The sequence below is a fragment of the Steroidobacter agaridevorans genome, from assembly GCF_009932555.1.
GTDB classification, from domain to species: Bacteria; Pseudomonadota; Gammaproteobacteria; order Steroidobacterales; family Steroidobacteraceae; genus Steroidobacter; species Steroidobacter agaridevorans.
The window spans coordinates 695,677-721,923 of the sequence record NZ_BLJO01000001.1 but is presented as its reverse complement, the minus strand read 5'-3'; the positions used below and the strand labels follow the sequence as shown (position 1 = coordinate 721,923).

The 26,247-nt window shown below is 62.7% G+C and carries 24 protein-coding genes; 9 read left to right on the top strand and 15 right to left on the bottom strand.

All coding sequences use genetic code 11. The annotated features are described in order from the left end of the window. Positions 1 to 96: 96 nt before the first annotated feature. Positions 97 to 1,062: a DUF4382 domain-containing protein gene (locus GYH35_RS03110; RefSeq protein WP_161827620.1), complete on the top strand. Its 966-nt coding sequence runs from the start codon at positions 97 to 99 to the stop codon at positions 1,060 to 1,062. Positions 1,063 to 1,170: 108 nt separating this feature from the next. On the opposite strand, the gene GYH35_RS03105 is transcribed toward GYH35_RS03110, so the two are convergent. Then, positions 1,171 to 1,773, bottom strand: coding sequence for a type 1 glutamine amidotransferase domain-containing protein (locus GYH35_RS03105; RefSeq protein WP_161827619.1), 603 nt, complete (start codon positions 1,771 to 1,773; stop codon positions 1,171 to 1,173). A gap of 99 nt (positions 1,774 to 1,872) precedes the next feature. Between GYH35_RS03105 and GYH35_RS03100 the strand changes: the two genes are divergently transcribed. Continuing rightward, a complete protein-coding gene (locus GYH35_RS03100) occupies positions 1,873 to 3,282 on the top strand; it encodes an alpha/beta fold hydrolase (RefSeq protein ID WP_161827618.1) in 1,410 nt (469 codons plus the stop codon). Positions 3,283 to 3,288: 6 nt separating this feature from the next. On the opposite strand, the gene GYH35_RS03095 is transcribed toward GYH35_RS03100, so the two are convergent. Then, positions 3,289 to 3,828 carry a DUF3237 domain-containing protein gene (locus tag GYH35_RS03095; protein WP_202624048.1) on the bottom strand — a complete coding sequence of 180 codons (540 nt, stop codon included), beginning with the start codon at positions 3,826 to 3,828 and terminating at the stop codon, positions 3,289 to 3,291. Positions 3,829 to 3,961: 133 nt separating this feature from the next. Here GYH35_RS03095 and GYH35_RS03090 point away from each other — a divergent pair, with 133 nt between their 5' ends. Continuing rightward, a complete protein-coding gene (locus tag GYH35_RS03090) occupies positions 3,962 to 4,549 on the top strand; it encodes a peroxiredoxin (protein ID WP_202624047.1) in 588 nt (195 codons plus the stop codon). A 36-nt stretch (positions 4,550 to 4,585) separates the two neighbouring features. On the opposite strand, the gene GYH35_RS03085 is transcribed toward GYH35_RS03090, so the two are convergent. The 7 genes from GYH35_RS03085 to GYH35_RS03055 form a co-directional block, all read right to left on the bottom strand. Further along, positions 4,586 to 4,846, bottom strand: coding sequence for a hypothetical protein (locus tag GYH35_RS03085; RefSeq protein WP_161813637.1), 261 nt, complete (start codon positions 4,844 to 4,846; stop codon positions 4,586 to 4,588). Further along, a complete protein-coding gene (locus tag GYH35_RS03080; protein ID WP_161813638.1) occupies positions 4,843 to 5,292 on the bottom strand; it encodes a DUF2780 domain-containing protein in 450 nt (149 codons plus the stop codon). The genes GYH35_RS03085 and GYH35_RS03080 overlap by 4 nt, the downstream gene beginning before the upstream one ends. Continuing rightward, positions 5,289 to 6,230 (bottom strand): DUF2950 domain-containing protein, encoded by a 942-nt coding sequence (locus tag GYH35_RS03075; RefSeq protein ID WP_161827617.1) that lies wholly within the window; start codon positions 6,228 to 6,230, stop codon positions 5,289 to 5,291. The genes GYH35_RS03080 and GYH35_RS03075 overlap by 4 nt, the downstream gene beginning before the upstream one ends. Further along, on the bottom strand, positions 6,227 to 7,528 hold the full coding sequence (locus GYH35_RS03070) for a DUF3300 domain-containing protein (RefSeq protein ID WP_161827616.1): 1,302 nt from the start codon (positions 7,526 to 7,528) through the stop codon (positions 6,227 to 6,229). The genes GYH35_RS03075 and GYH35_RS03070 overlap by 4 nt, the downstream gene beginning before the upstream one ends. Positions 7,529 to 7,610: 82 nt before the next feature. Then, positions 7,611 to 8,744 carry a threonine synthase gene (locus GYH35_RS03065; protein WP_161827615.1) on the bottom strand — a complete coding sequence of 378 codons (1,134 nt, stop codon included), beginning with the start codon at positions 8,742 to 8,744 and terminating at the stop codon, positions 7,611 to 7,613. A 31-nt stretch (positions 8,745 to 8,775) separates the two neighbouring features. Further along, complete coding sequence (locus GYH35_RS03060; RefSeq protein WP_161813641.1) at positions 8,776 to 9,408, bottom strand: response regulator; 633 nt, start codon at positions 9,406 to 9,408, stop codon at positions 8,776 to 8,778. Beyond that, positions 9,405 to 10,751: a sensor histidine kinase gene (locus GYH35_RS03055; protein ID WP_161827614.1), complete on the bottom strand. Its 1,347-nt coding sequence runs from the start codon at positions 10,749 to 10,751 to the stop codon at positions 9,405 to 9,407. Before GYH35_RS03055 ends, GYH35_RS03060 begins: the two co-directional genes overlap by 4 nt. Positions 10,752 to 10,901: 150 nt before the next feature. Here GYH35_RS03055 and pqqA point away from each other — a divergent pair, with 150 nt between their 5' ends. Genes pqqA through pqqE form a run of 5 tightly spaced genes read left to right on the top strand, consistent with a single transcriptional unit; the run spans position 10,902 to position 14,033 of the window. Then, on the top strand, positions 10,902 to 10,976 hold the full coding sequence (gene pqqA / locus GYH35_RS35350) for a pyrroloquinoline quinone precursor peptide PqqA (RefSeq protein ID WP_129645968.1): 75 nt from the start codon (positions 10,902 to 10,904) through the stop codon (positions 10,974 to 10,976). Between the two features lie 51 nt (positions 10,977 to 11,027). Beyond that, entirely contained in the window at positions 11,028 to 11,936 is a 909-nt protein-coding gene (pqqB, locus tag GYH35_RS03045; RefSeq protein WP_161827613.1) for a pyrroloquinoline quinone biosynthesis protein PqqB, read from the top strand. After that, on the top strand, positions 11,933 to 12,640 hold the full coding sequence (gene pqqC, locus GYH35_RS03040) for a pyrroloquinoline-quinone synthase PqqC (protein ID WP_161813644.1): 708 nt from the start codon (positions 11,933 to 11,935) through the stop codon (positions 12,638 to 12,640). The genes pqqB and pqqC overlap by 4 nt, the downstream gene beginning before the upstream one ends. Beyond that, on the top strand, positions 12,637 to 12,909 hold the full coding sequence (gene pqqD, locus GYH35_RS03035) for a pyrroloquinoline quinone biosynthesis peptide chaperone PqqD (RefSeq protein WP_161827612.1): 273 nt from the start codon (positions 12,637 to 12,639) through the stop codon (positions 12,907 to 12,909). The genes pqqC and pqqD overlap by 4 nt, the downstream gene beginning before the upstream one ends. Continuing rightward, a complete protein-coding gene (gene pqqE, locus GYH35_RS03030; protein ID WP_161827611.1) occupies positions 12,906 to 14,033 on the top strand; it encodes a pyrroloquinoline quinone biosynthesis protein PqqE in 1,128 nt (375 codons plus the stop codon). Before pqqD ends, pqqE begins: the two co-directional genes overlap by 4 nt. On the opposite strand, the gene GYH35_RS03025 is transcribed toward pqqE, so the two are convergent. The 5 genes from GYH35_RS03025 to GYH35_RS03005 all read right to left on the bottom strand — a co-directional run bounded on the left by GYH35_RS03025 (position 14,030) and on the right by GYH35_RS03005 (position 24,528). Continuing rightward, positions 14,030 to 15,469 (bottom strand): efflux transporter outer membrane subunit, encoded by a 1,440-nt coding sequence (locus GYH35_RS03025; protein WP_202624046.1) that lies wholly within the window; start codon positions 15,467 to 15,469, stop codon positions 14,030 to 14,032. The genes pqqE and GYH35_RS03025 overlap by 4 nt on opposite strands. Then, positions 15,462 to 18,635, bottom strand: a complete 3,174-nt coding sequence (locus GYH35_RS03020; protein WP_161827610.1) for an efflux RND transporter permease subunit — start codon at positions 18,633 to 18,635, stop codon at positions 15,462 to 15,464. The genes GYH35_RS03025 and GYH35_RS03020 overlap by 8 nt, the downstream gene beginning before the upstream one ends. Before the next feature lie 3 nt (positions 18,636 to 18,638). Beyond that, positions 18,639 to 19,790: an efflux RND transporter periplasmic adaptor subunit gene (locus GYH35_RS03015; RefSeq protein WP_161813648.1), complete on the bottom strand. Its 1,152-nt coding sequence runs from the start codon at positions 19,788 to 19,790 to the stop codon at positions 18,639 to 18,641. A gap of 223 nt (positions 19,791 to 20,013) precedes the next feature. Beyond that, the gene (locus GYH35_RS03010) at positions 20,014 to 22,506 is read right to left on the bottom strand and encodes a TonB-dependent receptor (protein WP_161827609.1); all 2,493 of its coding nucleotides are present in this window, start codon (positions 22,504 to 22,506) and stop codon (positions 20,014 to 20,016) included. 36 nt (positions 22,507 to 22,542) lie between these two features. Continuing rightward, positions 22,543 to 24,528: a sigma-54-dependent Fis family transcriptional regulator gene (locus tag GYH35_RS03005; RefSeq protein WP_161813650.1), complete on the bottom strand. Its 1,986-nt coding sequence runs from the start codon at positions 24,526 to 24,528 to the stop codon at positions 22,543 to 22,545. Between the two features lie 217 nt (positions 24,529 to 24,745). On the opposite strand from GYH35_RS03005, the gene GYH35_RS03000 reads away from it, so the two are divergent. Then, entirely contained in the window at positions 24,746 to 25,816 is a 1,071-nt protein-coding gene (locus GYH35_RS03000) for a beta-propeller fold lactonase family protein (RefSeq protein WP_161827608.1), read from the top strand. A 6-nt stretch (positions 25,817 to 25,822) separates the two neighbouring features. Here GYH35_RS03000 and GYH35_RS02995 read toward each other — a convergent pair whose 3' ends face one another. Beyond that, a complete protein-coding gene (locus GYH35_RS02995) occupies positions 25,823 to 26,209 on the bottom strand; it encodes a hypothetical protein (RefSeq protein ID WP_202624045.1) in 387 nt (128 codons plus the stop codon). Positions 26,210 to 26,247 lie beyond the last annotated feature (38 nt).

Sequence of the window (26,247 nt, the reverse complement as noted above, 5' to 3'; positions counted from 1 at the left end):
TGGAAATGTTCGCGGAACCGTTTCGAGGTGAGATCCGTGTCAGGGCGGGAGGGCGTCGGAAAAGGGTGGCGCCCGGTCCTGGGAGAGAGAGTGCGAATGATCGATGAGAATCAAATGCGGATGACCGGTTCGTTGCTTGCCAGCCTGATCTGGACCCTGTTGGTGAGCACGCTGCTGTTCGCCCTGACCGGATGTGGCGGCGGCGGCGATTCGGCGGGCGAGGGCCGCATCAAAGTATCCGTCACGGACGCGCCCATCGACGATGCATCCAGCGTGGTCGTGCAGTTCAGTGGCGTGGCCTTCAAGCGCGAAGGCGAGGCGGCCGAAATCGTCCGCAACCTGTCGCCCTCGGTGCGGCAGCTCGATCTGCTCGAATATCAGCAAGGCCGCGCGGCCCTGCTGCTGGATAACGTCACACTGCCTGCCGGCCGGTACGAGTGGATCCGCCTGATTGTCGATAACGAGACCAACGTCCGCGATTCATACATCGTGCTGACGAGCGGTCAGGAGTGCGAGCTGCGGGTGCCGAGCGGCGCCGAGTCGGGACTGAAGCTCAATCGCGGTTTCGAGCTGCCTGCGGATGGCAGCGCCGCGCTGACCATCGACTTCGATTTGCGCAAGTCGGTCCATGCTCCGCCGGGCCAGCAAGGGTCGACGCCGGATTGCAGCCAGGCTTATTTGCTCCGGCCGACGCTGCGCGTGGTCGACGATGCAAGCGTCGGCGCCATCGCCGGTGTCGTCGACAGCACCCTGGTGCCTGAAGACTGCTTGCCGAACGTGTATGTCTTTACCGGCAACGACATTACGCCCGACGACCTGGAAGAAGCCGCAGTCGCCGGCGATGTCGATCCGCTTCTGGTCGTCGGTGTGGCGATCGAGAACGGCAGCACCAACTATGGCTATCGCGCGGCATTCCTGCCGCCGGGCCCGTACACCGTGGCGTTCACGTGCAGTGACGACGATCCCACGCAGGACGACGAGCTGACGTTCCTCGAGCCGAAGCTGGTGACGGTACAAACGAACCTGATCGCAAGCGCGGACTTCGCGCCGCCGGCTCCCTGAGCTGGCGCATGCGTCTTGCGATGAACTGAGTAAGAGGGCGAGCCGTGGGGACGATGTCGTCGGGGCGAGGGATTTCGCCCCGGCGACATCAATTTCCCGCCACGGGATTCAATGAACGCCCGGACGCGGTTCGCCTTTCGCGGCCCGCGCAGTCTGACGCCGGCCGGCGTGACTGCCTTCTTCGATCTCCTCGATGATCTTGGCCGAGAAGGCCTCCAGGTCGCCCGGGTTGCGGCTGGTGATGATGCCTTGATCGGTCACCACCTCACGGTCCACCCACTTGCCGCCGGCATTGATCACATCGGTCTTGATCGAGTGATACGACGTTACTTGCCGGCCGCGCACTGCATCCAGTTCGACGAGTAGCCACGGAGCGTGGCAGACCGCGGCGACGATCTTGCCTGAGTCAAGGAACGAACGGATCAATTGTAACGCCTTCTGATTGACCCGCAGCAGGTCCGGATTGATCTGGCCGCCGGGTAGGACGATGGCGTCGTAGTCATCGGCCTTCGCGTCGTCGAGCGACTTGTCCACGCTGACGCTTTCGCCCCAATCCTTGAGTTTCCAGCCGCGGATCTTGCCCTTCTCGGGCGATACCACGTCGACCTGCGCGCCGGCTTCCTGCAACTTACGCTGCGGCACCAACAATTCATCCTGCTCGAAGCCGTTTGTGGCAAGGATGAGGACTTTGGCTTGGCTGATTTCGGGCATGGCGCACCTCCTTCATGAGTAGAAGTTAATGAGGCAGCGATGGCGGAGTTCCGAGATAAAACTGTGGTCGAAATCAGCAGGGCATTGCTATGGTGTGGCATGGCTCACCCTCGCTGGTTGCTCACCCTATTCGCGCTGTGCGGCTCGGTCGGCGTGCGTGCGGACGTGCTGTCCACTTGCGAGCTGCCGAGACTGCAGGAGCCGGCAAAATGCGGTGTCGTGCAAGTGCCGGAAAATCCGGCAAAGCCCGATGGCCGCAAGCTCGACATCGCCGTGGCTGTCGTGCCAGCGATGGGCGGCAAGGCGCTGCCCGATCCCATCCTCCTGCTGATGGGCGGCCCGGGCGAGGAGTCCATGAACGAGGCCGCGTTCTATGTGGAATGGCTCGAGCCCTTGCGCCGGGAGCGCGACATTCTATTGATCGACCAGCGCGGCACGGGCAAATCTCATCGGCTGGGTTGCGACCTTTATAAAGATGTCGGAGCGGCGGTGCTGTTGCGAGATGTCTTTCCGGTTGCGTCGGCCGAGCGCTGCGCGCGTGAGCTGAGCAAGGACGCGGATCTCACACAATATAGCTACGAGCATTTTTCTAAAGACATCGAGCATATTCGCCGGTTGCTCGGCTATGGGCCGCTGAACTTGTTTGCCGGCTCATACGGAACTCGCGCCGCACAGGTGTTCATCAAGACGCATGGGGCGAGTGTGCGTACGGCGATGCTCGTCAGCGTTGTTCCGATCGATGAGCCCATGCCGCTGCCGATGGCCAAGGGCGCGCAGGCCGCGATGGATCGAGTGCTCGAGGATTGCGCAGCTCAGTCGGCGTGTCATGCCGCGTTCCCGAATGTGCGGAACGAGCTGAGCCAGATGTTGCATCGACTGGAAACGGAAGAGGTGAAGGTCAATGTGCCCGGTCAGGCGACGCCGGTACGGCTGCATCGGGGGCGAGCGGCCGAGCGCCTGCGGTCGATGATGTATCGGGCGGAAGGGGCTGCGCAGATTCCTCAGGTCATCCACAAAGCTTACCTGGGCAACTATCAGCCGATCGTCGAAGACATCGTGTCGAATGCCAGCTTCATCGGCTCGGCGATCAGCTTCGGCTTGTTTTTCTCCATTGTTTGTAATGAAGACACAGCCTTCATCGACGACGCGGACATTCCGGCCGCCAGCGCGGGCACCTATCTAGGTGACTATCGTGTGCGCCAACAGCAAGCGGTCTGTTCGCGGTGGCCAAAGGCTTCCCTGCCGCGTGGCTATCGCGATCCGGTGCGCACGTCCGTGCCGACAGTGTTTGTCTCCGGCGATACCGATCCCGCCACTCCGCTGTGGTTCGCCGAGCGCATGAAGCAGGGATTCGCGCAGCGGGCCGAGGTGGTGCTGGTGAATCGCGGCCACACGGAGTATCTCGACTGCGTGGCAACGACCTATCAGAAATTCGTGGCGGCGGGCTCGGTCGAGAAGCTCGACACCTCGGCCTGCAAAGCCGAGCCCCGCCTGCCTTTCAATCTGTGAGCTGTTTTAGAGCAGCTCGTGAAACTTGATGATCGCCGCCGCCGCCGTCCGCTGTGCGACTCCAATGAAGAGTGCGCGATTGAGCCAGGCGTGCTTGCTGTCGAGCGGCGCTTCGAATTCGGCTGAAGTACGGAAGTAATACAGCGATGGATCGACTGCCTCGCCACGGGCGAGTCTGTCGATCACGTCTGGCGGGCCATGACGCAGGCCTCGATTGGTCACCATGATCAGCGCGCCGTCGGCAGCTTGCAGGGTGTATTTGGCTTCGATCTGCAGAACGCCGTCGGGGCGGACGAACTGCCAGTCGGCGCCGCCGGGCACAACCTTTCCTTGCAGTAAGGGGCCGGTGACTTCGCCGCCTCGGATCGGAACGATCCGCCGCAATCCATGCGCACTCGGGCCAATGACATGAGGCGCGTCGACGGTGACATGGGCTTCGAAGGCGAAGCGGGTTCGAACCTCGCCGGCCGGGGCGATGGCAGCAAGTGCGTCGCCTTGAACGGCAAGCAAGGCGGCGGCGCCCATCAGCTCTCTGCGGGTAGGCATCGGTTGTTACTCAACTCATGCGTGTGTGTGGCGATTTTTGGAAGATATCAACACGCGCGCGGCGTGTCAGATGACGCCTGCCCGTCGGAGGGCTACGATGCGGCACTTCCGTCCACTGTCTGCTGGAGTCGTCATGAACATGAGCTCGAAGGGTTTGCTTTTGACCGGTCTGCTGGCATTGGGCACGGCGCTGCCGGCGCTCGCTGCGTTACAGGAAGGGGCCCCGGCGCCCGAGTTCACGGCGCAGGCGTCGATGCAGGGCAAGCCGTTTACGTATTCACTCAAGGATGCGCTGAAGAAGGGCCCGGTCGTGGTCTATTTCTATCCGTCGGCCTATACCAACGGCTGCAACGTTCAAGCGCGCACCTTCGCCGTCAACCAGGAGAAGTTCGCCGCGGCCGGCGCCAGCATCATCGGCGTTTCGCTCGACAGCATCGAGCGGCTCAACGACTTTTCGGCGGATCCGGAGTTTTGCGCCGGAAAATTCCCCACCGCGTCGGATGCTGACGGGAAGATCGCGCGCTCTTACGAGCTACAGGTGCGCGAAGGCAAGGCCGGTATGAAGGACTCTCGCGGCAAAGACATCGATCATGGCTTCGCCGAGCGCACGACCTTCATCGTGACACCCGACGGCAAGATCGCCGCCACGGTCGGCGGCTTGAACCCGGTCGAGAACGTCAACAAGTCGCTGGAATTCGTGCAGAAGTTGAAGGGCGGCTGAGCGAAAGGATGGCACCGGTAGCGACCGGGGAGGTCGCTACCGTCCGGCGGCTGAGCCGCAGCGAAACGTGGTCACTTGTTTGCCCGTGCCCGGCGGCAGCGAGGGATCCTTGTTCACCGTTGAGATGATCTCGGCGGCCTGACCGCCGGCGCGACGGCATGCCCGGTTGGCGAGGTTGTTGGCCTCCTCGGCGCCGCCGTCATGTTGAATCGTGTTGGTATCGCCCTTGCCGATCTTCACGACCGTGCAGGCGCTGAAGATCACGCAAGTCGCGAGCAGTGCCGCGCGCGCCTTCACCGGAGTATTCCCGCCAGAATCGCTTGTTCCTCATCGAATCCGGCCTCGCCGAGAAACTGGACGACCGCCGGTGCGATCTGCGCAGCGAGCGGCTGTCCGATGCCGAGGCTGGCCAGCGATTCTTCGTAGTCACTGAGATCGTCGAGCGGTCTGGTCACCACACCTTGCAGCTTCACTGCCTGCATGATGGTGTCCGCATTGGGAATGCGAGCGGCGAGCTGATTGAACTGCGGCTGCGGCAGCTGTTCCCGCGCATACACCAACAGCGCCCCGATGGCGCCCCGCGCCTGAACGTCGGTGAGTCCGAACTGGTTCTGCAAATAAGCCACGGCGTTCTGTCCGGGCGTGGCCGCGAGAGCATCTTCTTGTGTTATCGAGCACGCGAGCAGGGCGAGGAGCATCACCAGCTGGACTCCGCGGATGTGCTTGGATGGTACGCGGCTCATGGAATCAGCTCGGCGACCGGCTCGCGTTTCCAGGTCTCGTCGGGATCGAACGTCTGGATGTCGCGCGCCACGGTATGTGTGTCCGGGCCAAGGTCTTTCGAGAACACCTGGCCATCATGGTTCACCATGAAGGTCATGACACCGCTGCGGCCGTACTCGGCCGGAATGGCGATCAGCGCAAAGCCGCCGATCATCTTGTCACCGACGAGATAGCTATACGCACCGCCCTCGGCATGCGGACCCTGTGCGGTGAGCAAACGATAGAGGTAGCCGTGCAGCGGCTCGTGCTTCGAAGCGCCTTTCTCGAAATATCCTTCGCCTTGGGCACGTGCGAATTGATCGCCGAGCGGGCTCGGCGGCTCGGCGCCGCTCGTGGGCCAGTACAAGCCATCTTTCTGGCCCTGGGTGCTGACCAGTTTTTGAGAGAACTGCAGCAGCGCATCGCGCTGTGGATTGCGCATGTAGTACTCGCGTTGAGCATCGACGAAAGCGAGGCACGACTGGATGGTGGCGAGCTCGTTGGCGCCCACGCGGCGATTGACGATCTCGTCCGCGCCCGCGGCGCTGTCGAAGCGCCAGCGGCCATTGCTCTGGACCAGAGGAAAAGGAAAGGGCCACTTGTCGGTTCCGACCAGCAGTGTGGCCGAGTCCGGCGTCGGGCGGACCAATGTATGTTGGGTTGCGTAGGCGCGGACGAATCGGTCGCGGGCATTCTTGTCTTGCACCGGATCGCCGGAGTCGATCGCAGGTTCGGCTTCGCTGCCGAGGATTTTCACCAAGGCGCGCGTATCGTCATCCCGCGCCGCTGCGGCCAGGGCTGCGATCGCGTCATCGATCGATGCGAAATCTCGTTGCGTTGTCTGGCGGCTGCAAGCAGCTGTAGCCAACAGCAGCAGTACCGCGAGGACGCGCAAGCCGATTCTGCTTTGATGTTTCATCTGCGCCGTCCGCCGCCACGTGACATGCCGCCTCGACTCGACATGCCACGGCTGCTGTGTGCTCGCGTGCGAGCGCCGCTGTCGACACCGCGAAAGGCGTCCGGAGATCGTCCGGACGAGGCTCCGCCGAAATCGCGGTTGCCCATGTCGCGAGACGCGCCGCCGCCCAGATCCCGGTTTTCGGCGCCACCGCCAAGATCCCGATATTCATTGCCTCGATTGCCGAGATCGCGCGACTCGCCGCCGCCGCCAAGGTCTCGATATTCATTGGAGCGATTGCCGAGATCGCGAGATTCGGCGCCGCCGCCCAGATCGTGATGCTCGTTGCCACTGCGGCCGCGATAGTTCTCTCGTGCCTGCAATGCTTCCTGGCTGCTGCCACGGCCGTATCTTTGCTGGGTGGCCGAGTCGCGATAGCCCACGCCTTGGCGATGGGCGGAGTTGTGCTCCCAGCGATTGCTGACATTGGTCCGGTTGGCGTTGATGTTGGTGTTGCGATTGAAGTTGTTATAGCGGTTGACGTTGATATCGATGTCGCTGTGCCCCCAATTGAATCCGCCCCAGAGCGCGCCGCCGACGATCACGCCCGCGCTGAACGAGAAGAAGGCAGCGCCCGCCGTGTAGCCGGGCGGGTAATAGTAATAGGGCGGATAAGCTGGATAAGGCCAGGCGCCGTAGACGACTGTCGGGTTGTAGGTGGGGACGTAGACAACCTCGGGACTCGGCGACTCGATGATGATGACCTGCTGAGCGCTCGAGCCCGCCGGCGCAGCCTCGGTCTTGACCGTCTGTTCCTTGCTGCTCTTCAAGTTGCCGGCGTCTTTCGCCTTGACGCGCAGCCGCTGTACGGCATCCATGACGTCTTTGCGTTGCGCGAGCACGGCATCGCCGAGCTTCTGCGTCCAATCGAGCTTGTCGTTCATCATGGTCAGCACGTCGGGAAAGGCGACCATGGATTTGACGCTGGCATCCCAGGTCTCGTTTTCCACCGCCTTCGCGACCGCGTCGCCCTTGATGTCGGGATGTTCCTTGGACCAGCGCGCCGCGAGCACGATCTCGAGCGGGTAGGTCGACGCCATCAGTACTTGCGCCAGCAGCGCGTCCGGATAGAGCGCGATGGGAGCGACGATCTGCTCCAGCTCCTCGGGCTTGAAGGGCGTGGCCTTGGCTTGATCCTCCGCCGAGGGCGTCGTCGGCTGCTGCTGTGGGGCCGCTGGCTCCTGCGAATTGACGACCGGCTGGGTCACAGCCAGCAGGGTCGCGAGTATCCAGAAGCAAAGGGACAACGAGCGGTTCATCCCGCTCATCATGCTCGGCCAGGTCAGCGCGATCAGTACGCGGCGAGGGATGCTTGCCGCTCCCTCTCTCGCAGCCCAGCGCTCAGCGGTATTTCAAGCCCGTGCCCGTATTGAACACAACGACCCGGTCTGCATCGCGAATGACTCTCGAGGCACGCAATGTTTGTAGCGCCGACCACGCCGCGCCGCCTTCGGGACACACGTCGATGCCGGTGCGGCTCGCGAGTTGCCGCGTCGCTGCATCGGCATCTTCGTCGGTAACCATGACGGCGGCGCCATTCGACTCGCGAAGAACACGAACGCAGATGAATCCGCCGATCGGGCTCGGCACGCGCAATCCGTAGGCGTGAGTGTGGGGATTGGGCCAGGGCTCGGTGCGATCCTTGCCTTCAAGGAACGCTTTGGCGACTGGCGCGCAGCCGGCGGATTGCACCGACACGAATCGCGGTCGCCGGCCGCGAGGAATCCAGCCGAGGCGTTCCATTTCATCGAACGCCTTCCACATGCCGACCAGGCCGGTGCCGCCACCGGTGGGATAGATCACTACGTCGGGAATCTCGCCATCGAACTGCTCGACCAGCTCGAACGCCATGGTCTTCTTGCCTTCGATGCGATAGGGCTCCTTCAATGTCGAAACATCGAAGGCATCTTTCGGGCCGTGCTCGCGCAGGAACTTGCCGGCGTCGGCGATCGTGCCTTGCACGCGATGAATGGTTGCGCCGTACAGCTCACATTCGTCGAAGAAAGCTTTCGGCGTATCGACAGGCATCGCCACCGTGACCGGCAGCCCGGCTCTTGCACCGTACGCGGCGAGCGCGCCGGCGGCATTACCGGCAGAGGGTGCAGCTAAGGCCTGCGCGCCGAGATGTTTGGCCATCGAAACGGCCAGCGCCATGCCGCGTGCTTTGAATGAGCCGGTGGGATTGCGCGACTCATCCTTCACCCACACATTCGCTTCGACTTGCAGCAGCGGGGTCAACCCTTCGACCAGCGACACCTCATCGCCGGGCAGCAGCGGCAACAGCTCGCGATAGCGCCACAGGCTGGGCTCGCGCGATTGCAGATCCCGCAGCGAGAGGTTCACCGAAGAGAGGTTGTAATCCACCCTTAGCGGCAAGCCACATGCGCGACAGACAGTCAGCAACTGCTGCGGGTCGTGTGCTGTCTCGCAGGCGAAGCAATGAATGCCAGCGAGATTCGGCGAGAGTCTGGCCATGGCCGATTCTAACGCCCGCTGTATCGGAATGTCAGCGCTCGATCAGCCCCGCCCGGAGCGCGATCAGCGTCAGCTCCGCCTGATTCCCGGCATGCAGTTTTTGTTTGATGTTGTAGAGATGCGTGCCGACGGTGGACGTGGACAGGTTCAGCTCGGCGGCGATCTTCGGGACTGCCGCGCCGTTGGCGAGCCGCAGGAACACTTCGAACTCCCGCTCAGACAACGCATCGACCAAGGTCGTGGTGCCGAGCGTCTCGGCCAGGGCGAGTTCCTGGGCAAGCTTGGGATCGATGTAACGTTGACCGGCCGCGACCATTCTGACGGCTTCGATCAGCGTCTCGGGAGCGGTGCGCTTGGACAAGAATCCGAGTGCGCCTTGCTTCAAAGCACGCCGCGCATGGATAGCGTCATCGTGCGCGGACAGCGCGAGCGTCTTCACATCCTTGTCACGTGCCCGCAGTCGGCGGATCGCCTCGAGGCCGCCCATACCCGGCATGGACAGATCGAGCACGACCACATCGGGCTTGTCTTCATCGAAGCGCACGCAGGCCGTCTCACCGCTGTCGGCTTCGGCGATGACGCGCACATCCGCGACAGTTTCCAGCAGCAGCCGGAAGCCGGTGCGCACCACGGTGTGATCGTCCACGAGCAGCACTTTGATCATCCGTGCGCTCCTAAGGGGATCTCTGCCGTCAGTTCCACGCCGTGCGGCGGATGATCGTTCAAGGTCAGTGTGCCACCGAGCATCGCCATTCGCTCTTGCAAGCCTCGCAGTCCGAAATGTCCGGGGCGCGACCAGTCCTCGGGCAGGCCAATGCCATTGTCTGCCACGCGCACGCGAACATGCGAGTCGGAATGCACGACGCTCACGTCGACCTGCGTCGGACGGGCATGGCGAACGGCATTGATCACCGCCTCCTGCACGATCCGATACACGGCGAGGGTGGCGCTGGTGCCAAGCTCGGTGGGCAGCTCATGGCGCAGCGAGAACTGAATCGACGGATGACGGCCTTGCCATTGCCGGATGAAGCCTTCAAGCGTTTCCGCCAGTCCCAGGGTATCGAGATTCAGCGGCGCGAGGCGGGGGATCAAGCCGTGCATCGCGTCGTACAGTTGCGCGGCCTCGGTTGATATGAGTCGTGCGACTTCGGCGGTGCGCGATTCGGGGGGATGTTGGTTCGCGATCACGACCGCGAAGCTGCGGATCGCCGTCACCGATTGCGCGAACTCATCGTGCAGCTCGCGCGCGATCACGCGTCGTTCCTCATCCAGACGCTGCTCGATGAGTTGATCGAGCTCGCGACGCTGTTGCAATCGCTGTTCCGCTTCGATGGCCTTGCGATCGCTGAGTTGTTTCTCTTCGAGCGAGGCTGCCATGCGGTTGAAGGTCGAGCCGATCATATTGGCTTCGTGGCCTTTCAACTCCGGCAGCCGATGCCGCAGATCGCCTTGCTCGATGCGCGTGAGTCCGTCGACGATGACCGGCCAGGGCGCAACCGCACGGCCGACCAGCCAGAACACCGCAGCGTTGAGCACCGCGAACGCGATGCCGCCGACGATCATCAAATGCACGAAATCATCCCAGCCGTCGAGCGTGGCGCGGGTCGCATTCGCCTCGATCCGAACTTCCGAGCCATTCGCGAGGGTAAAGATGTGCACCGGGGTGGTCGGCAGAATGAAAGAGGAATACCACCCCGGGGCTTCGCGTCCCGCCTTGTAGGGCGAGGGCGGGGACGCATAGATCGTTTGCCCGTTGGCGTTGCGCACCGAGATCTCGTGGGCTCGCACCCGGCCGAGGTGCTGCAGGAAGGTCAGCAACGCGTCGTTGTCGGGTTGATCGTAAGTGACCAGGATCCGCGTCAGCAGCTGGGTGGCAATGACGTTCGCTCCAGCGATTTCTTCGCGCACGGCCCGTCGGGTGCCATCGAATTGCAGCCACGCGGCCAGGATGACGAAGGCCGCGCTCAGGCTGGCGACGATCAGGTTGACGTGGGTGCGAAGTTTCAAAGTCCATCCTTCGGGTGGGGCGGGCAAATTATGGCCGACGCCGCGCTCATGAAAATCATGAGTCGCGAATCATGATTGTCGCGTAGCGGCGGGCGAGGGGATGGCGTCATGGTGCGGCTGGGACACGTTTAGTCCCTACAAGGAGTCGCCATGATCTGGGAAACCCCTGTGGCCATCGATCTGCGTCTGGGCATGGAAATCACCATGTATGCCGAGCATCGTTGATCGTTGAATGAGGGCGGGGCTGCCGGGGCGGCCCGGAGCCTCGCCTTGCCGATGCACATACGAATTCTAGGCGCTGCCGCGGGCGGTGGCTTTCCTCAATGGAACTGCAACTGCCCCAATTGTGGAGGCGTGCGTCGGGAGGAGCTGAACGCCCGCCCGCGCACCCAATCGTCCATCGCAATCCGCGGCGCGGATGAAACCGCCTGGACGCTGGTCAATGCCTCGCCGGATATCCTGGCGCAACTGCATGCCAATCCTCAATTGCAGCCGGGCCGCGCGTATCGCGATACCGGCATCCGCAATATCGTCCTGACCGACTCGCAGATCGACCACACCACCGGCCTGTACATGCTCCGCGAGGCGACCAAGCCGTGGCCGCTATGGTGTACCGATAGCGCTTTCGACGATCTGACGACGGCCAATCCCATCCTGCAGGTCTTGCGGCGCTACTGCGGTGTGGACCGGCGGCGGATCGATGTGGCAGGCGAATGGTTCGCGGTCGAAGGTAGCGAAGACTTGCGATGGCAGGCGATCGCGTTGCCCGGCAAGCCGCCGCCGTACTCGGCACGTACTCCTCAGCCGGGCGATGTTATTGGGTTGCTGGTCGAGGATCTGCGCACCGAGCGGCGGCTGTGTTACGCGCCCGGCGTCGCCCACATCGATTCGGGGCTGTTCGAGTTGATGTGCAGTTCTCAATGCGTGCTGGTGGACGGCACGTTCTGGACCGACGATGAACTCGTGAGGTTGGGCGTGTCGCACAAGCGCGCGGCCGACATGGGCCATCTGTCGCAGACCGGCGGAATGATCAAGTGGCTCGATCGGCTGCCGGCGACGACGCGTCGCGTCCTGATTCACATCAACAACACCAATCCGATTCTGGTCGAGGACTCGCCGGAGCGCGCGCTGTTGAGCTCGCACAGTATCGAAGTGGCCTACGACGGTATGGAGATCGTGCTGTGAGCAGCGACGTTGCCGCCCCTTGGAACCCGACGGAGTTCGAGCAGCAGCTGCGAGAGCAGGGGCGGGCGTATCACATCTATCACCCGTTCAATGTGATGTTGAACTCGGGCCAGGCGACGCGCGAGCAGATCCAGGGCTGGGTCGCCAATCGTTTCTATTATCAGATCAGCATCCCGCGCAAGGACGCCGCGATCATCGCGAACTGTCCGGATCGGGACGTGCGGCGCCGCTGGGTCGAGCGCATTCTGGATCACGACGGTCATGGCGACGATCCGGGCGGCATCGAGGCCTGGTTACGCCTGGCCGAAGCCGTTGGCTTGGAGCGAGCCGAAGTCGAAGGGCTGACTCGCCTGATTCCGGGCGTGCGCTTCGCCGTCGATGCGTATGTGAATTTCGCCCGTCAGGCGCCGTGGCAGGAAGCGGTGTGCTCGTCGCTCACGGAATTGTTTGCACCGGCCATTCATCGTCAACGACTTTCGTCGTGGCCCGAGCACTATCCGTGGATCGAACAGGACGGCCTGCAATACTTTCGCAGCCGCGTCTCGCTGGCCCAACGCGATGTAAATCACGGGCTCGCGGTGACGCTGGCTTATTTCAAGACTCGCGAGCAGCAGCAGCGGGCGCTGCAGGTGTTGAAGTTCAAGCTCGACATCCTGTGGGCCATGAACGACGCCATGGCCCAGCACTACGGAGTCCAGTCATGACCCAAGCGGACCGCCCTAGCATTCGCCCGGGCATCCGGCTGCAATGGGAAGCGGTGCAGAACGCGTATGTGCTGCTGTATCCGGAAGGCATGGTGAAGCTGAATACCAGCGCCGCGGAGATCCTGCGCCGGTGCGATGGCATGCGCAGCGTCGATGAGATCGTGGCGGACCTGGAGTCGACGTTCAATCGCAACGGTCTGCAAGGCGAGATCGAACACTTCCTGCAGCTGGCGCGAGCGCAAGGCTGGCTCAGTGCGGCGGAGTCATGAACGCGGCCGTCACAACATCGCCTGTGGTCGGGCCGCCGTTGTGGCTGCTGCTCGAGCTGACCTACCGTTGTCCGCTGCAATGTGTGTTCTGCTACAACCCGATCGACTTCGCGAAGGTCGAGGATGAGCTGACGACCGAAGAATGGATTCGAGTGCTGCGCGAGGCGCGGGCGCTCGGCTCGGTCCAGCTGGGTCTGTCGGGCGGCGAGCCGCTGATGCGTGACGACGTCGAGGCGATTGCGGATGAAGCGCACCGGCTCGGCTACTACACGAACTTGATCACCTCCGGCGTCGGCCTGACGCGAGAGCGTTTGAGCGAGCTGAAACGAGTGGGGCTGGATCACATTCAGCTGTCGTTTCAGGACTCGACGCGAGAGATGAATGACTTCCTGTCGCACACCAGAACGTTCGAGCTGAAGAAGCGTTGCGCGGAGTGGATCAAGGAGCACGGCTATCCGATGGTCGTGAACTGTGTGATCCACCGGCTCAACATCGACCATCTCGACACCATCATCGACATGGCTGTGCGCATGGGTGCGGATTACCTGGAGCTCGCGAACACTCAATACTATTCGTGGGCGCATCTGAATCGTGAGCACCTGTTGCCGTCGCGCGAGCAGCTGCAAAAGGCGGAGCAGACGATGCAAACGTGGCGCGAGCGGATGAAGGGGAAGATGAAGATCTTCTTCGTGGTGCCGGATTACTACGAGCAACGGCCGAAGAAATGCGTGAATGGCTGGGGCACGACGCTCGCGACCATTGCGCCGGATGGAACGGCCATGCCTTGCCACACGGCGAGGATGTTGCCTGGGTTGAGCTTCCCGAACGTTCGGGCGCGGAGCATGAAGGAGATCTGGTTCGACTCCGATGCGTTCAATCGGTTTCGCGGTCAGGGCTGGATGAAAGAGCCATGCGCGAGTTGCGAGGAGCGGGAGAAGGATTTCGGTGGATGTCGCTGCCAGGCTTATCTTCTGGCGCACGATGCAGCGGCGGCGGATCCGGTGTGTTCGAAGAGCCCGCATCATCGGGTGGTCGTCTCGGCTGTCGAGCGAGCCCAAGAAACGAGAGTGCCGGAGGCGCCGTTGGTGTTTCGACGGCCGGAGAATTCGCGCTCGTATTCCTAACGCGCTTCGATCTGGCCGCCACCCAGCGCGATATATAACGTCACCAGATTGGAGACTTCGGCGCGACGTACTTGCAGCAGCGCCTGTTCTGCCGAGAACAGATTCCGCTCCGCATCCAGCACCTCGATATAGGCGACCACGCCCTCGTTATAGCGGCGACGCGCCAGTTCGGCGAGCTGCCGCTGAGCCCGTGTGGCGCGTTCCTGAGCGCTCACTTGTTCGGCCAGGAATTTACGACCGGCAAGCGCATCCGATACTTCCTGAAAGCTCGTTTGAATCGTGCGCTCGTAGTCGGCGACCGCGATGTTCTCGCGTGCTTCGGCAACGGTCAGGTTGCCTCGGCGTGCGCCAAAGTCAAAGATCGGTAGCGAGATCGATGGGCCATAGGACCATGTGCGCCGGTCATTGCCGACCAGTTCGTCCAGCTGCGTCGACGCGAAGCCGTAGCTGCCGGTCAGTGTGATTGAAGGAAAGAACGCCGCGCGCGCCGCTCCGATGTTCGCGCGAGCGCCGCGTAGCCGATGCTCGGCGGCCACGATATCCGGTCGACTCGCCAGCAGGTCTGAAGGGACGCCTGCGGCCAATGTTTCCAATCGCGCTTGCTCTGCAAGCGGCAACGGCTCGGGCAACTCCACGGTGGCCGCGCTGCCGATGAGGGTGGCGAGCAGGTTCTCGCTCTGCGCTTTCGAGAAATGTAGCGCCGCGAGCTCCGTTTCCGCTTGAGTGAGCAGGGTTTCGGCCTGCCGGAAATCCAGAGCGGAGGTGACGCCGGCGTCCAGGCGTTTCTTCGCGATACGCAGCCCCTCGCGACGGCTGTCGACGGTGGCTTGAGCCAACTCCAGTCGCTCGCGGGCTTCCAGCGACGCGAAGTATGCGGAGGCGACATCGCGGATCAGCGAAAGTTGAAATGCTCGGGCTGCCTCGACGGTGGCGAGATAATCGGCGCGCGCGGCACGGGACAGATTGCGAACGCGACCCCAGAAGTCCAGCTCGAAGGACGCGATGCCGGCGCCCAGGAAGTATCGCTCGAAGGTTTCGCTCGTGCCGATCGGTCCCAGGCCCGACACACCGGCGGTCTCCGGGCCGGCGCCATTGCGCGTGCCTTCGGCGCTGACCGCGATCGTCGGCAGAAGCTCGGACCGCTGAATGCGATACGCGCCACGGGCTTCCTCGATCTGCGCGACCGCGATGGTCAAGTCCCGATTGTTCTTCAGCGCCGTTGCGATCAAGGCTTCCAGCCGGGGATCGGCAAAGAAATCGCGCCATCCGAGCGCGATCGCTCGTGTACCTGCGGCTGGATCATCTACGTAGCTGTCCGCGTAACGCTCTGGCGTCGGCAGTTCCGGCCGCACATGACGAGGGGCAAGTGAGCACGCACCGAGGAACATTCCGGCGATGACAAGCGATGCGGGGGCTGTGTTGGAAAGCCTAGCCATTGGCAGTCTCCAACTTCTCGTGCGGCGATCCTGGCGGACGGCGCGTCAGCCAACGTCGCACGGACATATAAAGGACCGGAATGAAGAATACGCCGAGCACCGTGGCGGCGATCATGCCGCCCATGACGCCGGTGCCCACGGCGATGCGACTGGCCGCGCCCGCACCGGCCGATAGCACCAGCGGCACCATGCCGAGGATGAAGGCGAGCGAGGTCATGATGATGGGCCGCAGGCGCAGCTTTACTGCGTTCATGGTGGCGTCGAAGGTGGATTTGCCGGCCGCTTCCTCTTCGAGCGCGAATTCGATGATCAGGATGGCGTTTTTCGCCGCGAGCCCGATGATGGCGATCAGGCCGACGTTGAAATAAACATCCGCGGGCAAGCCCCGCAGCATCGTGAACAGCACCGCGCCGAGTACGCCGAGCGGCACGATCAACAGCACCGCGAGCGGCACCGTCCAACTTTCATACAAGGCGGCCAGCAATAGGAACACGACGATCAGCGACAAGCCGAGCAGGGCGGTCACCTGTCCGCCGGCTTGTTGTTCTTCGAAGGAAATGCCGGTCCATTCGAAGTCGAAACCCTCAGGCAGTTGCCCGGCGAGTCGCGCCATTTCGTTCATCGCTTCGCCGGTAGAGCGGCCGGGCGCGGGCGAGCCCGAGATCGTCATCGCCGGATAGCCGTTGTATCGATCCAATTGCGGCGGGCCCGCGGTCCATTCGGTAGTCGTGAACGCGCCGAACGGCACCATTTCGCCCTGCGTGTTTCTCACTCTGAGCGCGAGCACGTCTTCGGGCGTCATTCGATAAGGCGCATCTGCTTGCAGCAGCACGCGCAGAATGCGCCCTTCGCGACTGAAGTCGTTGGCGTAAGCGCTGCCGAACGAGATGGCGAGTGTCGCGTTCACGTCGGCGATGGACAATCCCAACGCACGCGCTTTGACGCGATCGATGAGCACTCGCAGCTGCGGTGAGTCCGCTTGACCCTCCGGCCGGACTGCCGTGAGCAGCGGGCTCTGACTCGCGGCCATCAATATCTTATTGCGCGCGTTGAGCAGCGCTTCCTGCCCCAGACCGGCGCGATCCTGCAGCTTGAACGTGAAGCCCGCGGCCACGCCGAGCGAAGGAATGGACGGCGGATTGAGCGTGAAGATCAGCGCCTGTTTGACTTGCGAGAGCGCCGCGTTGGCCTTGCCCACGATCGTGAGAGCGTTGTTCTGCGCGCCCGGGCGCTCATCCCACGGGGTGAGTGAAACAAACGCCATGGCGTTCGACTGACCCTGGCCGAAGAAACTGAAGCCTCGGATGAAGATGATGCTTCGGGTCTGCGGTTGGCCTCGATAGAACCCTTGGACCTGGTCGATGGCTTCGTTGGTGCGATCGACCGTCGCGCCCGGCGGCGCTTGCACGACGGTGATGATCGCACCTTGATCTTCGGCGGGCAGAAAGCTGCCGGGCAGGCGCGTGAACAACAGCAGCGTGAGCCCGACCAGCAAGAGAAAGATCGCAAGAAAACGCAGCGGTCTGCCGAGAATGCCGCCGACCAGGCCTTGATAGCGATGAGTCACACGCCCGAACCAGTCGTTGAAGCCACCGAAGAAGCGCGCCGACCATCGGCTCAGCCGGGTAGGGGCTTGTTCGGAATCAGCTTTGCTATGGAGCCGCTCGGGCTTCAGCAGCGTCGCGCACAGCGCGGGCGTCAGAGTGAGGGCCAGTAACGCCGAGAACGCAATCGACAAGGTGAGTGTCAGTGAGAACTGCCGATAGATGCCGCCGGTCGAGCCTGGAAAGAACGCCATCGGCACGAACACCGCGACCAGCACCAGCGTGATGCCGATGATCGCGGAGGTGATCTGCGTCATCGCCTTCACGGTCGCTTCGCGGGGCGGCAGACCTTCCTCCGTCATGATGCGCTCGACGTTCTCGACGACCACGATGGCATCGTCCACCAGGATGCCGATCGCGAGCACCATGCCGAACAACGTCAGCACGTTGATGGAGAAGCCGAGCACCCACAGGCCCAGGCAGGCGCCGGCCAACGCGATCGGCACGACGATGGTGGGGATGAGGGTCGCACGCCAGTTCTGCAGGAACAGAAACATGACCAGGAACACCAGCACCATCGCCTCGACCAGCGTCTTCACGACTTCGTCGATGGAGATGCTGATGAACGGCGTCGTGTCATACGGCACGGCCCAGGTGATGTCCTCGGGAAAGTTGCGCTCGAGTTGCGCGAGGCGTGCCTTCACTCCGGCGGCAGTGGCAAGCGCGTTCGCGCCGGTCGAGAGCTGGATGCCCATGCCCGCGGCGGGCTTGCCGTTGAGCTCCATATCGGAAAGATAGCTTTGCGCGCCCAGCTCCACGCGTCCCACGTCGCCCAATCGCACGGTCGAGCCATCGGGGTTCGCGCGCAGGATGATCGATGCGAACTGCTCCGGAGTCGTGAACCGATTCTGAGTAAGAATTGGCGCGTTCAGCTCGGTGTGGTTCGCGAGCGGACGGTCGCCGAGCTGGCCGCCGGGCGATTGCGTGTTTTGTTCCTGTACCGCCGCCAGCACTTCGGCAGCCGAAAGACTGTAAGTAGTGAGGCGATCCGGATCGAGCCACACACGCATCGCGTACTCGGACGAGAACGAGCGAATGTCGCCGACGCCAGGCACTCGGCGCAGCTCGTCGATCACGCGCGTGGCCGCGAAGTTGCCGAGCTCGAGCGACGGCGTCGCGCCGGTTTTCGACTGCAGCGCCACGATCATCAGAAAGCTCGACGACGCCTCGTTCACCAGCACGCCCTGACGGCGAACTTCTTCAGGCAGCCGCTGTTCGATGGCGCGCAGCTTGTTCTGGACGTCCATCTGAGCGACGTCGATGTCCGTGCCGGAATCGAAGGTCACCGTGATCGAAGCGCTGCCGTTCGAGCGGCTCGTCGCGGACATATATAAGAAACCCTCGACGCCGTTCAGCTCCTGCTCGATGACCTGCGTGACGTTGGTTTCCAGCGTCGCGGCGTCCGCGCCGGGATAGGTGACGTTGATCGTCAAGGAGGGCGGGGCGATCGCGGGATATTGTTCGATCGGCAGCGAGCGCAGCGCCAGCGTGCCCGCGAGCAGGATGCCGAGCGCGATCACCCACGAGAAAATCGGGCGATCGATGAAGAAGCGGGGCGACACAGATCATTGCTCCGCAGGCTTGGCGGCGCTCGCGGCGGGCTCGTCGGCGCTGATCACACGCACGTGTGCGCCGGGCTGAACTTTCTGGATGCCGTCCACGACGACGCGATCTCCATCCTGGAGTCCTTCGAGCACGATCCATTTGTCGCCGCGTTGATCGCCCAGCTTCACCGGCCGGGGTGCGACCGTGTCGCCCTCGGCGATCGTCATCACGGTCGCGCCCGACTGGCTGAGTTGAATCGCGCGTTGCGGAATCCAGAACCCATGGGGCCGAATGCCCACCTCCACGCGTGCTCGCACGAACTGTCCCGGCAGCAGGATGCGCTCTGGATTCGGAAACTCGGCGCGCACGGCCGCGGTGCCGGTCGCTTGATCGATGGAGAGGTCGAGGAAATTCAGGTGCCCGGAATGCGGATAGGTGCTGCCGTCCTCCAGTAGCAGCGTCACCGCGACTTTGCCCAGCTCGGGTACTTTGAGCGTGCCCGCGGCCATCTCGCGCCGTATCGCCATGAGATAGGCGCTCGACTGTGAGAAATTCACATAGATCGGCTCGAGCTGCTCGATGGTGGTGAGCAAGGTCGCCGAAGCGGCGCTGACCAGCGCGCCTTCGGTGACTTGCGCGCGACCGGCGCGACCGGCGATCGGTGCGGTTACCGTCGTATAACTCAGATTGAGCTTCGCGCTCTCCAGCTGGGCCTGTGTTTGCTCCACGTCCGCATCGGCTGTGCGCAAACGCGCCATCGCGGCGTCGAACTCCTGCTGGCTGATCGCCTGTTCTTTGACCAGACCTTTGTAGCGTTCAACGTCCTGCCGCGCATTCGCAGCCGTCGCCTGAGCGCGCGTCAGCGTGGCGGCCACCGCGCTCACATTGGATCGATACTCGCGTGGGTCGATGACGAAGAGCGTCTGGCCTGCTTTGACGTCGGTTCCTTCGTCATAGAGGCGCCGCTCGACGATGCCGTCCACGCGCGCACGCACTTGCGATGTGCGGACGGCCTGCACGCGGCCAGGAACCTCAGAAATGTTTTCGATGGATTGCGCTTTCGCAGTGACCACGCGCACTTCGGGCGGCGGCGGCGCCGGAGGCGCCTTGCTACTACAGGAACACAGCAACACCAGGCAAAGGGCGCTGCCACTTCTGGCCAGCTGCAGCATGGAGTTTGTTACTCACGGGACAAGGCTTCCATGCCGCGAGATTGTTCGTGACCGACCCGTTCTCGTATAGCGCCGCAAATGTGGAAACGCAATATGGAGACGTAGTATGTAACAACTGCGCAATCCTGTTGGCCGCGAGCGCAGGCGCCACCATTCCGTTGGGTATCGCAAGCCGTAGTTGGTACATCCTGCGTCGTGAAATGCCACGATGCTTTGCCATCTCTCAGCGCTTCTGCGCTCCGCTGAATGAGAACTTCGCGCCTAGCCAATAGGTCCGCGGCGCGCCCGGCGCGAGAAACGTCGAGCCAAGCAGCGGACGCTCGTCATCGACGATCGGGTCGTCGAACGGCCGTGCGACAAATTCACCGTTGGCGTTAAAGCCTGTCGATCCCAGTTGCGCCCCTGTGTAGTACTCACGATCGAGCAGATTGTTGACCTGTGCAAACAACTGCAGTGACTGCATCGGTCGATATTCCACGCCCAGGTTCAGCACCGTGTAGCCGCCAATCTCGCCGGGTCCAAGATAGAACGGCGCCTCCGCTTCGTGCTCGTTGTTTTCATTGCCTCTCGCATACGAGCTGCCGATATTGATCACATCGAGACTGAGGGAGATCTGTTCCGTCACATCCCAGCCCGCGAAGGCTTTGAGAATGTGTCGCGGAGTGAGCGGAATGCGGTCGCCCGGTTCGACGTCGATGGTGCCTTCGAATCCGGGGCCTTCCTCGTTGGAGCTGTTGCCTTCGCCGAGCAGTTCCTCGGTGCTTCGATACGTCGCGTCCAGATAAGTGTAGTTGGCGCCGACATACAGTGGGCCGAACTGACTGCTGGCGCCGAGCTCGACGCCCTGGCGGCGGGTCTTGCCGAAGTTCTTGAAGTAGCCGAAGCCCGAGGTGTCGTCGGCCACGAAAAGAATGTCGTCGCGATTGTCGGCGCGGAACACGCCGATGTTCCATGCGAGGTGTTTGGCCACCATGCCGCGGGCGCCGATTTCCATGGTGCGCGTAACGACTTGATTGAGCGGTGGATCGCCGGCCATCGCGTTGGGCAGTCGGCAGGGGTTCTCGGGATCGGCGCAGCCCAGCTCGATTGATGAAGGAGCGCGGCTGCCTTCGGTATAGCCAACGTAAGCTGATAGTCCATCACTGGGATTGAACGTCACACCAATGGCCGGATTGAAGCGGCTGAACCGATGTTTCGCGGTGAGCGACCCCGATTCGCCGGCTGCGGTGATGTTGTCCTCGTTGTCGACGGTCGTGCGGTCATAGCGGCCCGACAAAGTAAGTTGCATCACCCGCGACAGCTCGACAGTGTCCGTGAAGTAGACGCTGCGCGTCGTCGTGTCGCCGTCGAGATCGACGCGTGAATCGAAGGCGTCTTCGGATTCCTGAGTGCCATCGGCGAAAGCGCCAGGGCCGTCGACCGCTGCGATACTGCGATCGGGCAGCACGTAACCGAACTGCGAGGACTGCCCGAACTTCGCGGCGCTCTTCAGGCCGGATACTCCGACGATCAACTGATTGTTCAGCGAAGCCATTGGCGCCGTGAAGGTCGCTTGCAGCGAGACGCCGGCGTCATGCTGCTTGGTACGAGTTCGATTGATCAGGCCGTTGCACTTCTCGTTGGGCTCTTCGTTGGTCAGCGCGTTGGCGACACAGCGCCAGAACGGGAAGGGCGTATTGGCCTGCGTTTCGCCGCTCGTTGGAAAGCCGGTGTAGCCCGCTTCCTCGAGCGCTTCGCGCTCGTCGGCGCTCGGCTGGTATAACGATTCGCCGAGCGAGTCGTCGTTGAGATCGCCGTTGAGCGTGTGGGTCTGAATGCTTCGATAATGCGCGTTGCCGGACAAGGCGACGGTGTCGGTCAGCTTGTGCGTGACCACCAGGTTCACCAGGTATGACTCGTTCTTGGTCTGGTCGGGCTTGGTGTAGACGCTCTCGTAATCCTGACTCAGCAACTGCACGTCTTGCAGACCGTTGCCCGTGAGGTCGGTGTCGGCATACGAGCCGGTGATCGATACGTCCGTGGCATCGTTGCGCCAGCCGAGTTTGCCGAAGAACTGACGTGCTTTGGTCGGAGAGTCATCGCGCCAACCGTCGTCGCGCAGCTCGTTGCCCGTTGCGAACCAATGCAAGCCATTCTCGGCGTAAGAGGCGGCGCTTGCAGCGACGCGCTGTCGATTGTATGAGCCGTAGTTCACTTCGACGCCGTAGCCCGGATAGCCGATGCCGTCCTTCGTCTGCAAAGCCAGCGCGCCGCCGAGTGTGTTGGAACCGAACACCGGATTCGATCCGGGAATCAGCGTCATGCTGGCCAGCGCCTCTTTGGGCAGCAGGTCCCAGCTCACGACGTCGCCGAACGGCTGATTGAGCCGCATGCCGTCGAGGTAGACGGAGAGGCCCTGCGGCGTGCCGAGCAGGGGCGACGCGGTGTAGCCGCGATAGTTCACGTCGGGCTGGAGCGAATTGTTCTGGATGTCGTTGACGTACACGCTGCCGACGTGGCGATTCATGTAGGACGTGAGATCCAGGGCGTGCGAGCGTTCGATCTGCTTCGAGCTCGCGGTTTGCACGGGAGCCGCGACCCGGTTGCGATCGACGAGCGAGCCTGTCAGCGGCGTGACGCCGATGACCGTGACCGTATCGATGATTTCGTCTGCGGATGCCGCCGTGGCCAGCAAGGCAAGCGTGGACCAGGCGGCAGTCGTCGTTGCCAAACGCATCCCCAGACTCCCTTCCCATCCTTGGGTGTTATCGGGTCAGATGATGCCGCGCGAGTGCTGTAATGGAATGTCCAGTCGCTTGCAGCGGCGATACAGAGTATTTCGGCTCACGCCCAGCCGTTCGGCCGCGCGTGACATGTTGCCTTCGCATTCACGGATACACTGAATCAATTCTTCGCGCTCGATCGACGGCGTCGCGTCGCCGCCATCGTCGCAGCGGCTCTGGCACAGTCGCACTTCGCTGGGCAGGTCGACCATGCGGATCACGTCGCTGTCGCAGATCGCCAGGATGGTCCGGATCACATTGCGCAGCTCGCGCACGTTGCCCGGCCAGCTGTAGTCGAGCAGGCGTTGGAACGCATCGATCTCGATTGCGACCGGGCGGCCATCGCAGCTTTCGGAGGCAAGGAATTCCCGGATCAGCCGTTCCTTGTCGGTGCGCTGGGCGAGCGGCGGCAATTCGATGGTGATGCCGTTGAGTCGATAATAGAGGTCCTCTCGAAAAGCGCCGCGCGCGATCATGGCTCGCAGGTTCTGATGCGAGGCGCACATCACGCGCAGGTCGACTTTGATCGGCGTCTCCGTTCCCAACGGCATGACCTCTTGTTCCTCCAGGACGCGCAACAGGCGGGTCTGCAAGCTCAACTGCATGTCGCCGATCTCATCGAGGAACAAGGTGCCTCCGGAGGACTGCAGGATCTTGCCTTTCATGCCTCCCTTGCGGGCCCCGGTGAATGCGCCGGCCGCATACCCGAACAGCTCGCTCTCGATGAGCGTCTCGGGAATGGCGGCGCAGTTCAGGGCCACGAAGGAGCGCGCGGCTCGATCACTGGCAGCATGCAAAGCGCGTGCAAACATCTCTTTGCCGGCGCCGGTCGGGCCTTGGATCATGACGGGCACGCGCGAGGAAGCGATGCGCCGGGCACTCCTTATATTACGTGCCATCTGCGGATCGTCGCCGGCGAGGTCCTCGAGCGAGAGCGTCGCCTTGCGGGGCACGGCTCCAGAAAGCTGCAGGATCTCTCGCGACGGCGGCGGGACATTGATGGCGCGCGTCGTGGTCGCATCCTGATCCAGGCTCAGGAAGAAATGCCGGCCGAACAGCACGTCGCGGACCGGGCGCAACGACAGCTGCGTGCGGCTCATGGGCTCGATCAGATCCGACGGGTTCACTTGGAAGATCTCGTCGATGCTGCGGCCGACCAGGGTCTCGCGATTCTTCGCTCGCAGCAGCCACAACGCGGTCTCGTCGACGGCGACTACCCGGCCGTCGCGGGCGACGGCAATTGCGCCGCTGTGCTGAAGATTCACGAATTCGGGGCGGGCGTGGAAGCGGAACACGGTCTCGCCCTGGAACTGCTGCAAGAACAGACATTTCTCGATCAGCTGCGCCGACAGACTCACCAGCGCCATCGTGTGCGCCAGGCTCGCTCGCGTGTCGCGCGCATTCAGCGTGGAAGCATCGAGAACGGCGAGCAGGTTGCCCGAGGCATCGCGGATCGGCGCGCCCGAGCAGGAGAGGCCGATGTGACAGGCGCGGAAATGTTCTTCGCGATACACGATCACCGGGCGGTTCTCGGCGATGCACGTGCCGATGCCGTTCGTGCCTTCTTCGCGCTCGCTCCAGTCGGCGCCGACCAGCAGGCCGGCGGAGCGGAATACATCGACGAGTGTGGAATCGGTTTTCTCATACAGCACGATGCCGCTGGCATCGGTGAGCACCAGCGCATAGCCGGAGCCGGCGATGTGTTCGTAGAGCCAGTCGATTTCGGCAGCGGCAATTTGTAAAAGATCGGCGTGCTGAACCAGTCGCTCGGCGAGCACCGCCGCGTCGATCACGGTGGGAGCGTAGGTGCGGCGTCCTGGGTCGATGGAATAATCGATGGCGCAGCGGCGCCAGGAGCCGGCGATCGCGGGGTGCAAGGTGAGTGGCGGCCCGACCGCGTGCGACCTCGTCTGGCCAGACTGAGGCTCGCGAACGAACTCGAGCACATTCCCCGCATGCACTGCAGTTGCGTCCATGAATTCTCCTTCATTCATCCCGATGCGGCGATGTGTCAACTGTGCCGTGACAGTGTCACGGTCTGTATCGCCCCTGACACACTCGCCCGCGGATTGATTGTCCCACCGCATCCGATGCAGTGTCTTCGCTGCCAGCGGTGTTAAGTTTAACCAAGATAATCACCGGTGGCATATCGTGTGCTAACTCAGAACGTTAATGAGTCAACGGAGCGGGATCATGAAGCATGTCGCGTGGCGGCCACTAGTAGGGGTGATGGTCTTCGGTGTATGCGGATACATATTCGAGGTCGCCGCAGCCTCCAGCAATGCGGCCACCGCCCGCGCCTATGTTTCCAATGAAGATGGCCAGTCGGTCTCGGTGCTGAACGCCGAGAGCTTCGCCAGCATCGCCACGATCGATGTCGGTAAGCGGCCGCGCGGCTTGAAGTTATCGCGCGATGGCTCGCAATTGTTCGTGGCCGTGAGCGGCTTGCCGAAATGTCCGCCCACGGTGCCGGATGAGGAGTGCGCCAAGCTCGAGCGCGACCTGAAGGCCGACGGAATTGCAGTCGTCGACACGGCTTCACGCAAGGTAATCAAGGTGCTGGCCGCCGGCTCCGACCCCGAGCAGTTTGCTATGAGCAACGATGGCAAGCGGCTCTACGTGGCGAATGAAGATGTCGGCCTGCTCTCGGTGGTCGACGTGGATGCCGGCAAAGTGATCGAGCGCATCAAGGTCGGATTGGAGCCGGAAGGCGTGGCGATGACGCCGAATGGGCGCTGGGTGCTGGTCACGAACGAGTCGGACAGCTCGGTCTCTGTCATCGATACCGCTACGCTAAAAGTTACAAAGACGGTGCCGGTGGGCAAGCGGCCGCGCGACATGGCGTTCGCGCCCGATGGCAACACCGCTTATGTGTCGGGCGAACTGGATGCCTCGTTGTATAGCATGCCGGTGACGGGCAACGAGCCCGTGCGACGGTTGTTACAACTGCGCGAGGCCACGCGGCCAATGGCGGTCGTTCAGGATTCCGCGCGTAACCGTTTGTATTTGAGCACCGGCCGGGGCGGCACCGTTGCCATCATCGATACCAAAGACGCGCCGCAGGCAATGAAGCTCATCAAGGAAGTGCCGGTCGGCAAGCGTCCGTGGGGCATCGCGCTGTCCGCCGATGGGCGGCACTTGTACACCGCGAACGGACCGTCGAACGATGTGAGTGTCGTGGATACAACGACGCTGACCGAGGTGAAACGGATCCCCGTGGGCAGTTCGCCCTGGGGCATCGTGCTCGGCCCCGCGCCGCCCTGATCCCCCTCAGGATTTGAGGCCGCAATCCCGCTGAACCTGTTTCTCCAGTTCGCGAAACCGCTTGGCGGTGGACTTGGCTTCGTCGGAATCCCGGAACACCGCGCCACCTTCGCCCGGCAGGCCGGAGTAGCGCGCGAACGTAATCGCATTGACGAACTCGTCGTAGGTCAGCACGTCGGCAATGCGATCGATGGTGCACGAGCACTGATAGACGTTCGCCAGGCTGTCGTCGTGCTTCGCGATGCATTCATTCACATACTCGACGCGCGCCTGAGTCGGGTAGTTGTGCACCGGCCCTTCGTCTTCATCGCCGCTCGCCGGCTTGCCGAATATCACCAAAGCAATCGCCATGAACCCGAGAGTGGATTGCTGGCACAGGCGTTGCATCGTCATGGTCGCCTCGCGGAGGTGGAATGAAGTTGGCGTGAGCA